Raw genomic sequence first — 12,631 nt, 5'->3', positions numbered from 1 at the left:
ATATAAAGGCGATTTCTTTAATATTTATATCAGATGGGGATTGACTCCCCCCACTGATATAGCCTTCGGCAGGGCGCACATCTTCCGAGTAAGCGGGAACCTTTCTGACCTCTTCCCCTTATCCCTCCCAAAGACTATTGCATTCATTCCTTCTGGAGCCAAAACACAGAAAAAAGAAATAATACCATATCCCAGATGCGGCTTCGGAGCGTGTTTAAGATGCGGATAAGCATCTTAAACACAGCGACTACAGAGCAGATGGGATATGGTATTATTTCTTTTTTCGTCTGTTTTCTCTAATGAATCAAATAGTAATAGTAAACGATTTTCCGATTTGTTTATAGTCGGAAATGGTAATTTCCTGAGTGGTATCGGTATGTTCACTATCGACTTTAATTGCAGTAGATTCGGTTTTATCAGAGGCTGTATCTTTGGTAGTTTTTTTTGTAGATTCTGATTTTGATACAGAAAAAGTCTGTGTATTTCCACTGCCAATTATTTTGGCAGAGTCGGCTTCCTCTGTGGCATTTGATTCATTCGAGCTGCTATTAGAGGAAAGGTTAGAGTAAGCAGCACAATATGGAGTTAAAGTAAGGCTGGTGGCTTTAGGGGAGATAGATCCTACTGATTTATCTACTCTGAAAGTGCCGCTTGTTCCGTCTGATTCATCAAGGAAAAACTCTACAGGGTTACCGAGATTGTCTTTTCCTTTTAAGAGGATATCTCCAGAAAGTCCGGCATTGTCTGGGGAGATAGTAAATATTATTTTCTGATTGATTATATTGCTTCTATAATTTTTCAGAGTTATTTTTGTTTTATCTGGCAGAGTAAAGGATTGATTTAAAGCTACATTTTTTGTTTTAGCATTTAATTCTTTGCCGGAAGCTGCAAATTTTAATTTTCCAATAGTAGTATTTGATTTATCTAATGTGTAAAAATTAATCGTAAAATTAGATTTGTCAGATAGAACGGAAGAATCATTTAATTGTATTTCGCTTTCGGAGATAGAGGTTAGTTTGTCTATAGGAGTAGAGCTGCTTCCGATGCTGTTTACAATATTTTGTCCACCGATAGTAACGTCTGTATCAATTGGGAGTTCAGTAATGCGTTTAATATTTAAATTTTTTAATGTGGCATTGTCTTTTATTTTTGTTTTATAGGAAATGATGAGGCTGTGTCCGTCAAGAATTACTTCATTTAATGTAACAGTAATCCCGTTTTTAGATACAGATTTACCAACCACAGTACTATAAGGACTAAGGTCTTCCTCAACACCTAAAAGTGTGGATAAACTCTCCATAATCTGCCGTGATTGTGCGTATACGTTCTGTCTTACCGGGGCACTGCTTCCGCCGAGAATGAGGACAAAAGCGGCTGCAGCGGCAACGTATTTTTTCCATGTATGCTTTTTGAGGGATGCTTTTTTCTTTGAAGTAAAGGACTGCTTCCAGTTTTTTAAATCAGTACTGGTAATATCGATATTTTCAAAAGTGTCTATCTGATTATCAATATCATTTAATAAATCATAAATATCATTTTTCATAAAAACTCCTTTCAGTTGTCATGAAAACACATTTTTTGTGGTAGATAATTGACAACGGGTATACTAGTAATATTCATTGATTTTGTTACTATGATTCGTTTCATAAGCTGAGTGATTTTGTGTACATTAAGTAATATTCATTGATTTTGTTTTGGGGAAAAGGGAACGCAGCTTCTTTTTACTGCGGAAAAGCCGATTATACAGTACAGGCTTGTTTGTATTCATTTCTTTGGATATCTCATCAAATGGTTTTTCTTCTACATATAGTTTGATGAAAAGCTCTCTATCTTGTGGTTTTAGGCAGGATAATATTTGCTTTGTTTCTTCAGAAAATTCCTCATCAAACTGTGTTTGTAATTCAATCGCATCATCAATCCCGGTCGTATGTTGTGCATTCTCCCAGCTTGTTTCTAAAAGGCGATTGGCGTATTTCCTTTTATAATCTAAAGCCTTTAACCTGGCAATTCCGCCAATCCAGTTTGCAAATGGATTACGGGCGGAGTCATATGAGTCGATATGTTCCCAGACAGCGAAGAAAACGTCATTAATACATTCCTCCTCATATTGAGAAAGGACATTCAGATACCGGTGGATCACAGACTTTACAAGTCCGCCATAATGTACCATCACATATTCTAAAGCTCTCTCATTTCTGTGGGATAACTCTTCCACAAAATTCGATTCTTTTATCTTCATAGGTTACTCCTTTATGTACATTCGAATGTAAAAATATATAGGTAATTATATCGGTTACACTATATATTCGCAAATAAGGGATGAGAATCTCTCACTTTTTGAAAATATTTTGATTTTTTTGAAAAGGCAGATGCTCTCTATCGATGCCCTTATTTCCGTCTTCCAAACCGCAGAGAACCAAAAGATTTATTTCCTTTGAATGTTACCCTAAAACCTGTTAAGATGGGAGTATAAATTTTCGAAAGAGGAAACTACCTATGGATTATATTGATATTTTTATAAAAAACGATTATATAGATTTAAAGCAGATTGCAGAAAGCGGCCAATGCTTCCGCTGGAAGAAAATATGTCCGGGCAGGTATTTCGTGATTTCAGCAGGACAGGCGGCATGTTTTTTTCAGGAAAAGACAGGAATCAGAATTTTATGCAGAGAAAAGGATGAGGAATATTTTAGAAGGTATCTGGATTTAGATACAGATTACGGGAAAATAATAGAACGGATTGATCCGGAAGATCGCTTTCTTTCTGGAGCGGCGAAGATGGGAAAAGGGATTCGTATTCTTCGCCAGAATCTGTGGGAAATGATTATTAGTTTTATTATCAGTCAGAGAAATAATATTCCACGTATTATGAAGAGTATTGATGCTTTGTGTGAAAAGCTTGGAGAGCAGATTGTTTTTGATTATGAAGGCGAACATCTTGTGGGATATACCTTTCCTTCTCCAGAAGTAATTGTTGGAGCGGATTTGTCAGAGTTTAAGTTTGGATACCGGGAGAAGTATATAAGGCAGACTGCGGAGGACATTTTAGAGGGAAAGTTTGATTTAGAAGAGGTAAAAGATGCTGTGGATGAAGGAAAAACTCCAGAGCAGGTAAAGGAAATGTTAAAACAGCTAAAAGGAGTGGGAGAAAAGGTAGCATCTTGTATTCAGCTTTTTGGTTTGCATCAGCTTTCCTTATTTCCGGTTGATACATGGATTGCCAAAGTAGAAGAAATATATTATAATGGGCATTTCCCAGTGGAAAGATATGAAGGGATAGCTGGTGTGATGCAGCAGTATCTTTTTTTCAGAGTTCGTGAGGAAGCAGAAAAACGTGCCTGCTTGGAAGTAAAAGCAGATAAGAATCAAAAAGAAAAGTCAGAAGAGATACGAAAAAATGTATCAAAAAAAGTTTTAAAAAAGCAGGAGAAGGAAGAATATAATCTTTCCGGAAAAATGTTATATGTATCAGATTTAGATGGTACCTTATTAAATAGTGATGCTTTACTTAACGAAGATGTGCCTAAACGGTTAAATGCTCTCATTGAGCAGGGACTTTGTTTTACTGTTGCTACAGCGAGGACCTATGCAACTGTGAATTCTATTATGAAAGATGTCAATCTCACCTGTCCTATGATTTTGATGAATGGGGTTATGATTTACGATCCGGTGAAAAAAAGCTGTATTCATGCGGAAATTATTGAAAGAGATTCTGTGGAATATATTTTAAAAGGAAGAAAGAAGTTTGGAGTGACAGGATTTGCGTATGCATTGTCTCCTGAAATTTCCGAGGATTGCTCAAAGTCTGGCGAAACATCTGTTGTAGATAGTGCCGGACGAGTCGGCAAGTCTGGACGAAAGATGGCAACCTATTATGAAAAAATTGCGACACAGCATATGGAAAAGTTTTATACGGAACGAAGAGATTTATACCATAAGCCATTTAGTAAAGTGGAAAAATTAGAAGATATTTCAGGTGAAGATATCATTTATTTTTCCATTTGTTATGAAGAAGAAGTGTTACGACCATTTTATGAATATTTGAAAAAAGATGAGCGGCTGAATCTGAATTTTTATAAGGATGTTTATGGAGATGGTCTGTGGTATTTAGAAATCTCGCATAAAAATGCTTCAAAATATTATGGAATACAGAAGCTGCGAAAGCTTCTTCATCCGGCCGCGATTACCGGAATGGGTGACAATCTGAATGATATTCCTTTATTTAAAGCTTGTGATCGTTCCTGTGCGGTAGGAAATGCACATAAGGAAGTAAAAGAAAGGGCAGACTATATTTTAGATACCAATCTGAATGCGGGAGTGGTAAAATTTCTGGAAAAGGAAATGAAATAAATTATCAAGACGGGCATAGAATCTGGAATTTACCGGAGACTATATAGAGAAGATAGTTGACAAAGAGTTTTGGTAATATTAAAATATAGATATGAAAACTACATTACATGGAAATGAGAACACAGATTACACTGCAGTAAGAGAGAATGCTTCTTTTAGAGTGATATTTTGCAGTGTATTAATTTCTGTGTATAGTAATATAATAATGCATACTGGAGGATGAAATGGATTACAAGATTATTAGTGATGGCTGTTGTGATTTAGAAAAAGAGATCATTGAACAGTATAATTTACGTATTATACCTTTTTATATATCATTTGATGAGGAGACATATTATAAAGAGATTGAAGAAATCGGAATTCGTGAAGTATATGAGCGAATGGTAGGGAATCCAGATGTATATCCTAAGACCTCTCTTCCATCTGTACAGAATTATATTGATGTTTTTACAGAATATGTGAAAGAAGGGACACCGGTAGTCTGTATTTGTTTTACTCCATCTTTGAGTGGTTCTTACAACTGTGCATGTAATGCCAGAGAAATTGTCTGTGAGGATTATCCGGATGCCAAAATTGCTGTGATCAATTCTGAAGCAGGAACAGTAAGTCAGGGTCTTATGGTTATTGAAGCAGGAAGAATGTGTCAGAATGGAGTTCCTTATGAACAGTGTGTAGATATTCTTGAGAAGATGAAAAAGACGAATAGAATTTTCTTTACTGTCGGTAACACAGATTATTTAAAACATGGCGGACGAATCGGAAAGCTTGCAGGGATCGCAAGCAGCGCCCTTTCTTTAAAGCCTCTGATTACTTTAGTAAATGGTGAGATCGAAGCTTCAGGAATCGGACGAAGCCGTAAGAAGACAGTTGCCAAAACGATTGCGTTAATGGATGATTATTTTAAAGAAACCGGAGATGCGATGGAAGACTATTCTTTCCGCGTTGGTTTTGGCTATGATATAGAGGAAGGCAAGGAATATTATAATACCGTTGCAAACCATATCTATGGAGAGAGCCATGTAGATCAGGTGGGAATCTGCCAGATTGGGGCAACCATTGCGGTACATACCGGACCATATGCGATTGGAATCGGGTGTGTTAAGAAGTATGAGAATTATTTAATTCGTTAGAGGAAACAGACGAAAATAAAAAGAATAGACTATTACAAATGTAAAGATTTCACTGCGTAGAAAATGCCTGACCGGCATTTTTACTTGCTCTCACATTACATTTGTAATAGTCTATTCTTTTTATTTTCTGTGTTTTGGCTCCGGAAGGAATGAATGAAATAGTTTTTGGAGAGAGAAAGGGGATAGGTCAGAAGGTCGTGGCTTATTTTGATACTGTCTCTGCGATGAGGTTAATGATGATAAGATGATATCGCCAGTTATCACTGTATATAATAAAATTATCATTATATTGTCGCAATATATGAGAGAAAAATACGCTTCTGATGAGATTACTTTCTGAGCAAGCGGTAGTTTTCTGATTTCCTTCCCCTTCTCTCCCCAAAGACTATTGCATTTATTCCTTCTGGAGCCAAAACACAGAAAAAAGAAATAATCCCCTGTCCCAGATGCGGCTTCGGAGCGTGTTAAAGATGCGGATGAGCATCTTTAACACAGCGATTACAGAGCAGATGGGACAGGGGATTATTTCTTTTTTGTCTGTTTAGCTTAAATAAAATACCAATTATATAAAATGTTTAAGAGAAACTTATTTTACTTTTACAGTTTTTACTTTGCTGTATGCACCATAAGTCTTAGTTTTTCCAACCTGATTGTAGGAGCGTACTTTTACAAAGTATTTCTTTTTAGATGCTAATTTCTTTACTACTTTGCTTGTTGTCTTGTTACTTTTTACTACAATTGTCTTCTTTCCTTTGAAAGATTTCTTTGTGGAATATGTGATTTCGTAACCGGAAGCATTTTTATCTTTTTTCCAGGATACTTTTATCTTTTTCTTTCCATTTGCTTTTACTTTTGCAGTCTGTTTTGTAAGTTTTACCTTTGCGGCTGGTGTTGTGTTTGTTTTCTTTGCTGTAGCAGCAGGCTTTGTAGCTGGTTTGGCAGCAGTTGTTGTATTTGGTTTAGAAGCTGTTGTACTGTCTGGTGTGGATGGTGTTGGTGCTTCTGTGGATTGATACTGTATCAGGAGCCACCTGTTCTTCTAAAGCAATTAAAGATGCATGCCAGAAGGCATTTAATGCGGCAAAGAAGTAATTTTGAAAAGAGAAGCTTTTGTGTTTATTTAAGAAAAAGTTATTTGAATATTTAAATATTTAAAATAGTAAGAAAATTTATAAAAGACAATAGAAAGCATTTTAGAAGGGACAACGAATGAAATATAAAAACTTTTTAATCCGTTTATTTGATCTTATTCTCGTTCTGGGGCTTTTAGCAGGATATCAGGCTGTGATTTACAGTCGTGATAAAGAAGCCACAATTGCAGAATTAAAAAGCCAGGTAAATCAGCTTCAAGGAGAAAAAGAGGATATTCTTGAAGCAGCAAAAAATTCCGGAAAGCTAGGAGAAGGTGGTGCATCTGCTGGTCAGGCAGGAACGTATAAAGATGGAACATATACTGGAAGTTCACAGGGATTTGGCGGAGCAATTAAAGTAAAAGTAACGGTATCCGGGGAGAAGATCAGTGCGATAGATATTATAGAAGCAAGTGGAGAAGATGAGGCTTATTTATCAATGGCAAAAGATATTGTGAAGACAATACTTGATAAGCAGACGACAGAGGTTGATACAATAAGCGGAGCAACCTATTCATCTACAGGAATAAAGAATGCAGTAGGACAGGCATTAGAAGGAGCAGCTAAATAATGAAGAAAAAGAAAAAAATATCGGTGCAGACAATCATAGAAGTGATGATACGGGCAGTATTTTTTATTATCTATCCAGCGTTATTTTCCACTGCATTTACCGGAATAAAATTAATTGTAGAACAAATTACACAGCGTGCAAGCCTGCAGTGGAATTCCTTTGTAGAGACACTTGTGGTATTATTGGTTTTTACCATTGTATTTGGACGATTTTTCTGTGGCTTTGCCTGTGCATTTGGAACATGGGGTGATTTCGTTTATTTTATTTCATCTACAGTTCGCAAAAAAAGAAAAAAGAAACCGTTGAAATGTTTTTCAAAAGCGGGAAAGATACTCCGGTATTTAAAATATGTTGTACTGCTTGTTGTCTTACTTCTTTGCATAAAAGGTTACAGTAGTGCAGTTGCTGTACATAGTCCGTTCAGTGCATTTTCCCGTTTCCATCAGTTGAAGATGGCAGACAGCCTTATAGGAACAGGTCTCTTTTTATTGGTTACAGCAGGAATGGCATTGGAACCAAGATTTTTCTGCCGTTTCTTATGCCCAATGGGAGCAGTATTTTCCCTGATGCCGGTGTTACCATTTTCTGTAATCAAACGAAACAGAGAAAACTGTATTCCAAACTGTAAAGCGTGTAATTTAGTATGTCCGGCAAACCTTGAGATACCATCGGATAAAGAAGGGGATAATGCGACATCCGGTGAATGTTTCTCCTGTGGAAAATGTATCGGAAAATGCCCAAAACAAAACACACATAATGGTCTTCCAGGAAGGTTATGGTTACCAATGCTTGTAGGAAAGGCTGTGGTATTATTCGTGATATTTAGAATATTGTATTAAAAATTTTTCCAAATTTTGTCTATCAGATAAATTATTATATCAAAAATCCTTTTTCGTGTTATAATGGACGGTAATTGCTGTATATTGCTACCCTCATAAGAAAGGAGTATTTTTTGAATAAAGCAAATTTAATTATAGAAGAAGTGAATAAAGTAATTATTGGTAAAGAAAAGGTCATCCGTAAGGTGTGGATGACGATTCTCTCTGGTGGACATGTTTTGCTTGAGGATGTACCCGGTGTGGGAAAGACAACGATGGCGCTGGCTTTTTCAAAGGCTTTGGGACTTTCTTATCGAAGAATACAGTTTACACCGGACGTTATGCCATCGGATGTGGTCGGTTTCTACTATTATAATAAGGAAAGTGGGAAGTTTGAATACCGTCAGGGAGCAGTTATGACGAATCTTCTGCTGGCAGATGAAATTAACCGTACTTCAAGTAGAACACAGTCAGCACTTTTGGAGGTTATGGAAGAAGGACAGGTAACGGTAGATGGTGTGACAAGAAATATACCGGAACCATTTTTTGTTATTGCAACGCAAAATCCGCTTGGTTCTGCGGGTACGCAGATGCTTCCGGAGTCGCAGATGGATCGTTTTATGGTTCTTTTATCTATGGGATATCCAACAATAAAGGAAGAAATGATTCTGATGAGTCAGAGAAAGGTGAGTGATCCTTTAGATGATGTGAATGAAGTTATCTCAAAGGAAGAGTTACTTTCTATGCAAAAGGAAGTGAATGAGATTAAGGTTTCCTCGTTAATCTATCAGTATATTGCAATGCTTTCTGATGCGACACGAAGACATGATATGATTCAGCTGGGTGTCAGCCCAAGAGGATCTCTAGCCTTGTGCAGAATGGCAAAAGCGAGTGCATTTTTGGCTGGCAGAGATTATGTTGTGCCGGAAGATGTTCAGGATGTCGTAAAAGATGTTTTCCGTCATCGTCTGGTATTAAAGTCAAGAGCAAGGTTATCGAGTAAAGATGCGGATAAGATTATGGATGAAATCTGTGCCACTGTACATGTGCCGGATCGAAGAGCGGCAGGAGGAAGAAGATGACCCGAAAAAGATTATGGATGAATCGAATTAGCGGGATTGTCTGTCTGTTACTGTGGATTGCATTCATTATTTTTCTTTCTGGAACAACAGGGAAGATTGCCGGGATGGCATTAGGAATTATGTTGCTGGTGGCTGTCATTTATAATCTTTATCTTCCAAAAGAAGTTTCTACTCATCTGATTATTCCTGCCTACGCACAAAAGGAAGAAAAAATTACCGGACGACTTTGTATCAGCAATACAGGAGTGTTCCCTGTTTTATCTGGGAAAGTTTTTTTACAGGTAAAGAAGACGATCAGTGGGGAACAGGAAATGTTTTCTATGAATATCAGGGCAGCGGGACGAAAAAATGGTGCGGCTGCCTTTGTTATAGATTCGGAATATATGGGATTTTTGGAAATCACGATTTTGTGGGTGGAGCTGTACAGCTTTTTTGGATGTATGAAAAAGGTAACATATATAAATCAGGAGAAGGTGGTAATGGTTCTGCCACGAACAACGGAACTGCATTTTCCAGTACAAAACAGCGGAGTTGTCTGTTCTTTTTTTGATGAGGAGCAAAGTGGTAAAAAGGGAAATGGTCCGGGAGAATATTTTGGAATCCGTCCATATGTTGATGGGGATCCTATGAAACTGATTCATTGGAAACTGACAGGAAAAACAGATGAATATATGGTAAAAGAAGTGGAAGTGCCGATGATGCGGATGCCTCTTATTTTTCTGGAAACAAGGGTAGAGAAGCAGGATGCTGCTATGATCGATGGGCTGTTAGAAGCATTTTTTTCTATTTCACAGCATATGGCACAGGAGAGGCAGAAGCATTGCCTTTGCTGGTGGGATAAAAAGACCGATGGATGGAATTTTTACAGTGTGGAAAATGTAGTGCAGTTGGAAGAAGTGTATGCCCATGTATTTCAAAGTATGTTTTTTTCTCAGGGGAATGCAACGATAGATTCTTTTGAAAAAGAAAGAAAAGAACAGTTTTCAGAAGTGATTTATATTACAGAGTATTGGAACGAGAAACAGGAAGTTTTCGATGACTGGAACCTGACTTTATTATTAGAACGACGGGAAGCAAGAAAAGAAGAAGGGGAAGCGTTAGTACCGTATATTTTTTCGGCAGAAACCCTGGGAGAAGATATCGATCGGATTTTGACAGCGTACAGGAGTGCAGATTATGGAGCATAAAAACTCATTTCACATTAAAAAATTGAATCATCAGAGTGGATATGGCTGGGCAGAAATGATGCGGGCCGGGTATGTGTGGCTTGCTGCGCTGTTATGTTTTATCTGGTATGCTGCCGGCCGTTTTGAAATGTATACAGCCGGTGTTGTTCTTTTTATCGGTGTCGCTTTTTTTATATTGTTGTATTTCGTTGGAATCTCTGTTGGAAAAGGTTTTGCGGTTTTTATAAGCGGTTTGTATTTTTTTGTTCCATTTTTCATTCTTTCTATGGAGAATATTCGAAGAGCTTTATTGATTTTCTCCCGGACAGTCTTTGATTATCTGGCAGATTATGGACAGAGCAAAAATATTTTTCATCGTATAATTCAAAATACATCGGTAGATATGCAGACAGGAAATGTGGAGTTTTTGTCATTTGTTGTCGGAATATTGGGGATAACTTTGTGGCTTATTCTTTTTATGGCATTGTTGTGGAAAGTCCAGCCTTGTATTTTATTTTTTACCGTAGCGATCTGCTTTGCTTTTCCATTTTTTGTATGGGGAGTTCGGCCAGAATTGTTTGCAGTGTTAAGCTTTCTCATTTTTTGTTTCTTTTTCTTTGCTCCGTCTTTTTGGGGAGGAGTACTTGGAACTTCAATTCTTATTATTTTACTTCTTTTAGGAACTTTCTCAGGAATGACAAATACCGGACAGATGTCGGCAATTCAAAAGAAGTGGAATAAAGAACGATATAAAGAGGATGTATCTGTTCTTCCGGAAGGTCAGCTTACAAAGGCAAAAAAGATGAAGCGGACAGATAAAGAGGCTCTTAAAGTAAACATTTATAAGAAAAACAGTTATTATCTGAAAGGATTTGTTGGAACAACTTATGAGAATAATTGCTGGAAAGCAAGTACAAATAACTGGAATATTTTTGGCTCAGACAGGAGTATGCTTGCAGCTTCTGACCGGGAAGCATACGAATCTTTATTGTGGCTTCATAATAAAGAATTTTACGGAAACACAGTAATGTATCATTTTGTAAGGCAGAAAAAGCTTTCGGAAGGAAAAACGGACCCGTCTATTTACAGTTTATCTGTAAAAAATGTAGGGGCGAATCGAAAGTATCTTTATCTTCCTTATGAAAGTGCTGTTTTACCAACGATATACGAAGAAGAAGGGAAGGCAGCGGTCAATAAAACAGAGAATATATTCGCTTCCGGAATAAAAGGAGCAGGAGAATATTCTTTTAAAGCAATGGAAACAATGGCTGGAAAGTTGAAATCGTCTACCAATATTAAGACGGAGGATAAGAATCTTTCCTCAAAAAAAATGACGGAAAGCTATAAAGAATATGTAAATGCAACGTGTCTATTTTTAAATAAAGAAACAAAAACATTGATTTCTTCTGCAACAGAAGGAAGTATTCAAAGTAATCTGTCGGTATTAGCAATTATAAACCGGGTAAAAAGCTTCATGAAGACATCGATTACCTATAATGAAAATCCAGGAAGTATCCCGGAAGATGAAGACTTTGCCCAATGGTTTTTTGAAGATAAAAAAACAGGATATGATGTGCAGTATGCGGCGGCAGCAGTAATGATGTTTCGTTATTATGGAATTCCATCCCGTTATGTGGAAGGATACCTTCTTACACCGGAAACAGTAAAAGAGGCAGGAACGGCAGAGACGGTGACAGTTTCACAAAAATACGCGCATGCATGGCCGGAAATTTATCTGGATGGAATGGGATGGATTCCGGTAGAAGTTACTCCCAAATATGAAAACATTATGGGAACACCATATTATGAGACACAGGAAACTGCGGTAAGTAATTCAAGTTCGTCAGATCAATCTTTAGAAAATGACGATAAGAAGAAACAAGAAAAACAGCAGGAACAAAAAACGCAGGAAAAAGAACAGACAACAGAAAAGAAAACAGTAGAAACACCGCAGCAGATTCCGCAGGATCGTTCAAAGCAAAGCAAAGGGGGAGGAACGGTTCATAAAATCCTGTATATTCTATGTTTCTTTATTTTCATAGCAGGTCTTCTGCTTTTTGTGTTTAGAAAACGACTGCAAAAAGTATACCGAAATTATAAAACAGATAAACTTTTAAAACAGCAAAAGTATAGTCAGGCAGTCATGTTCTGGTATGATATTTTGTGTAAAACAATATATGGCAAAGAAAAAATAAGAGATAATCGTGTAAGAACCTTTGAAAAAAGACTTCGTACCTTTGACAGAGAAGTGGAACCGAAAAAGTTACATCTTTGTATGAAGATTCGTCAGAAAGCGGTGTATTCACCAGAAGGAATCACGAGAAAAGAAGCAGAAGCCGCAGTACATTTTCTGAAAAAAGAGTGTGAAAAACTGAAATAAAGGT

Annotated in this window: 10 protein-coding genes and 1 pseudogene; 8 read left to right on the top strand and 3 right to left on the bottom strand. The window is 37.0% G+C overall.

Annotation, left to right across the window (positions count from 1 at the left end; translation table 11 throughout):
• Positions 1 to 304: 304 nt before the first annotated feature.
• Together EHLA_RS13535 and EHLA_RS13530 are read right to left on the bottom strand one after the other, a co-directional pair.
• The gene (locus EHLA_RS13535) at positions 305 to 1,543 is read right to left on the bottom strand and encodes a DUF4179 domain-containing protein (RefSeq protein ID WP_096241154.1); all 1,239 of its coding nucleotides are present in this window, start codon (positions 1,541 to 1,543) and stop codon (positions 305 to 307) included.
• 126 nt (positions 1,544 to 1,669) lie between these two features.
• Entirely contained in the window at positions 1,670 to 2,239 is a 570-nt protein-coding gene (locus tag EHLA_RS13530) for a sigma-70 family RNA polymerase sigma factor (RefSeq protein WP_096241153.1), read from the bottom strand.
• 257 nt (positions 2,240 to 2,496) lie between these two features.
• Between EHLA_RS13530 and EHLA_RS13525 the strand changes: the two genes are divergently transcribed.
• Together EHLA_RS13525 and EHLA_RS13520 are read left to right on the top strand one after the other, a co-directional pair.
• Entirely contained in the window at positions 2,497 to 4,350 is a 1,854-nt protein-coding gene (locus EHLA_RS13525; protein ID WP_096241152.1) for an HAD-IIB family hydrolase, read from the top strand.
• 224 nt (positions 4,351 to 4,574) lie between these two features.
• Positions 4,575 to 5,480, top strand: coding sequence for a DegV family protein (locus EHLA_RS13520; protein WP_096241151.1), 906 nt, complete (start codon positions 4,575 to 4,577; stop codon positions 5,478 to 5,480).
• Between the two features lie 586 nt (positions 5,481 to 6,066).
• Here the strand turns inward: EHLA_RS13520 and EHLA_RS17065 are convergent.
• Positions 6,067 to 6,321: pseudogene (locus tag EHLA_RS17065) on the bottom strand (fibronectin type III domain-containing protein); the annotation flags it as partial.
• A 146-nt stretch (positions 6,322 to 6,467) separates the two neighbouring features.
• Between EHLA_RS17065 and EHLA_RS17180 the strand changes: the two are divergent.
• The 6 genes from EHLA_RS17180 (at position 6,468) to EHLA_RS13485 (ending at position 12,627) form a co-directional block, all read left to right on the top strand.
• On the top strand, positions 6,468 to 6,572 hold the full coding sequence (locus EHLA_RS17180; protein WP_096241150.1) for an FMN-binding protein: 105 nt from the start codon (positions 6,468 to 6,470) through the stop codon (positions 6,570 to 6,572).
• 117 nt (positions 6,573 to 6,689) lie between these two features.
• Complete coding sequence (locus EHLA_RS13505; protein WP_096241149.1) at positions 6,690 to 7,181, top strand: FMN-binding protein; 492 nt, start codon at positions 6,690 to 6,692, stop codon at positions 7,179 to 7,181.
• Complete coding sequence (locus EHLA_RS13500) at positions 7,181 to 8,020, top strand: 4Fe-4S binding protein (RefSeq protein WP_096241148.1); 840 nt, start codon at positions 7,181 to 7,183, stop codon at positions 8,018 to 8,020. The genes EHLA_RS13505 and EHLA_RS13500 overlap by 1 nt, the downstream gene beginning before the upstream one ends.
• 113 nt (positions 8,021 to 8,133) lie before the next feature.
• Positions 8,134 to 9,081 (top strand): AAA family ATPase, encoded by a 948-nt coding sequence (locus EHLA_RS13495; RefSeq protein ID WP_167513771.1) that lies wholly within the window; start codon positions 8,134 to 8,136, stop codon positions 9,079 to 9,081.
• A complete protein-coding gene (locus EHLA_RS13490) occupies positions 9,078 to 10,268 on the top strand; it encodes a DUF58 domain-containing protein (RefSeq protein WP_096241147.1) in 1,191 nt (396 codons plus the stop codon). The genes EHLA_RS13495 and EHLA_RS13490 overlap by 4 nt, the downstream gene beginning before the upstream one ends.
• Entirely contained in the window at positions 10,258 to 12,627 is a 2,370-nt protein-coding gene (locus EHLA_RS13485) for a transglutaminase-like domain-containing protein (RefSeq protein ID WP_096241146.1), read from the top strand. Before EHLA_RS13490 ends, EHLA_RS13485 begins: the two co-directional genes overlap by 11 nt.
• The last annotated feature ends 4 nt before the right edge of the window (positions 12,628 to 12,631 follow it).

Source organism: Anaerobutyricum hallii (assembly GCF_900209925.1).
Taxonomy (GTDB): Bacteria; Bacillota; Clostridia; order Lachnospirales; family Lachnospiraceae; genus Anaerobutyricum; species Anaerobutyricum soehngenii.
The sequence above is the reverse complement of the archived record's forward strand: the minus strand, read 5'-3'. Positions and strand labels throughout refer to the sequence as shown.

What these genes read in the sequence shown, in the direction of transcription:
- EHLA_RS13530 (WP_096241153.1), bottom strand. Translation starts at nt 2,239, where the DNA reads ATGAAGATAAAAGAATCGAATTTTGTGGAAGAGTTATCCCACAGAAAT.
- EHLA_RS13500 (WP_096241148.1), top strand. Translation starts at nt 7,181, where the DNA reads ATGAAGAAAAAGAAAAAAATATCGGTGCAGACAATCATAGAAGTGATG.
- EHLA_RS13485 (WP_096241146.1), top strand. Translation starts at nt 10,258, where the DNA reads ATGGAGCATAAAAACTCATTTCACATTAAAAAATTGAATCATCAGAGT.
- EHLA_RS13490 (WP_096241147.1), top strand. Translation starts at nt 9,078, where the DNA reads ATGACCCGAAAAAGATTATGGATGAATCGAATTAGCGGGATTGTCTGT.
- EHLA_RS13505 (WP_096241149.1), top strand. Translation starts at nt 6,690, where the DNA reads ATGAAATATAAAAACTTTTTAATCCGTTTATTTGATCTTATTCTCGTT.
- EHLA_RS17180 (WP_096241150.1), top strand. Translation starts at nt 6,468, where the DNA reads ATGGTGTTGGTGCTTCTGTGGATTGATACTGTATCAGGAGCCACCTGT.
- EHLA_RS13525 (WP_096241152.1), top strand. Translation starts at nt 2,497, where the DNA reads ATGGATTATATTGATATTTTTATAAAAAACGATTATATAGATTTAAAG.
- EHLA_RS13535 (WP_096241154.1), bottom strand. Translation starts at nt 1,543, where the DNA reads ATGAAAAATGATATTTATGATTTATTAAATGATATTGATAATCAGATA.
- EHLA_RS13520 (WP_096241151.1), top strand. Translation starts at nt 4,575, where the DNA reads ATGGATTACAAGATTATTAGTGATGGCTGTTGTGATTTAGAAAAAGAG.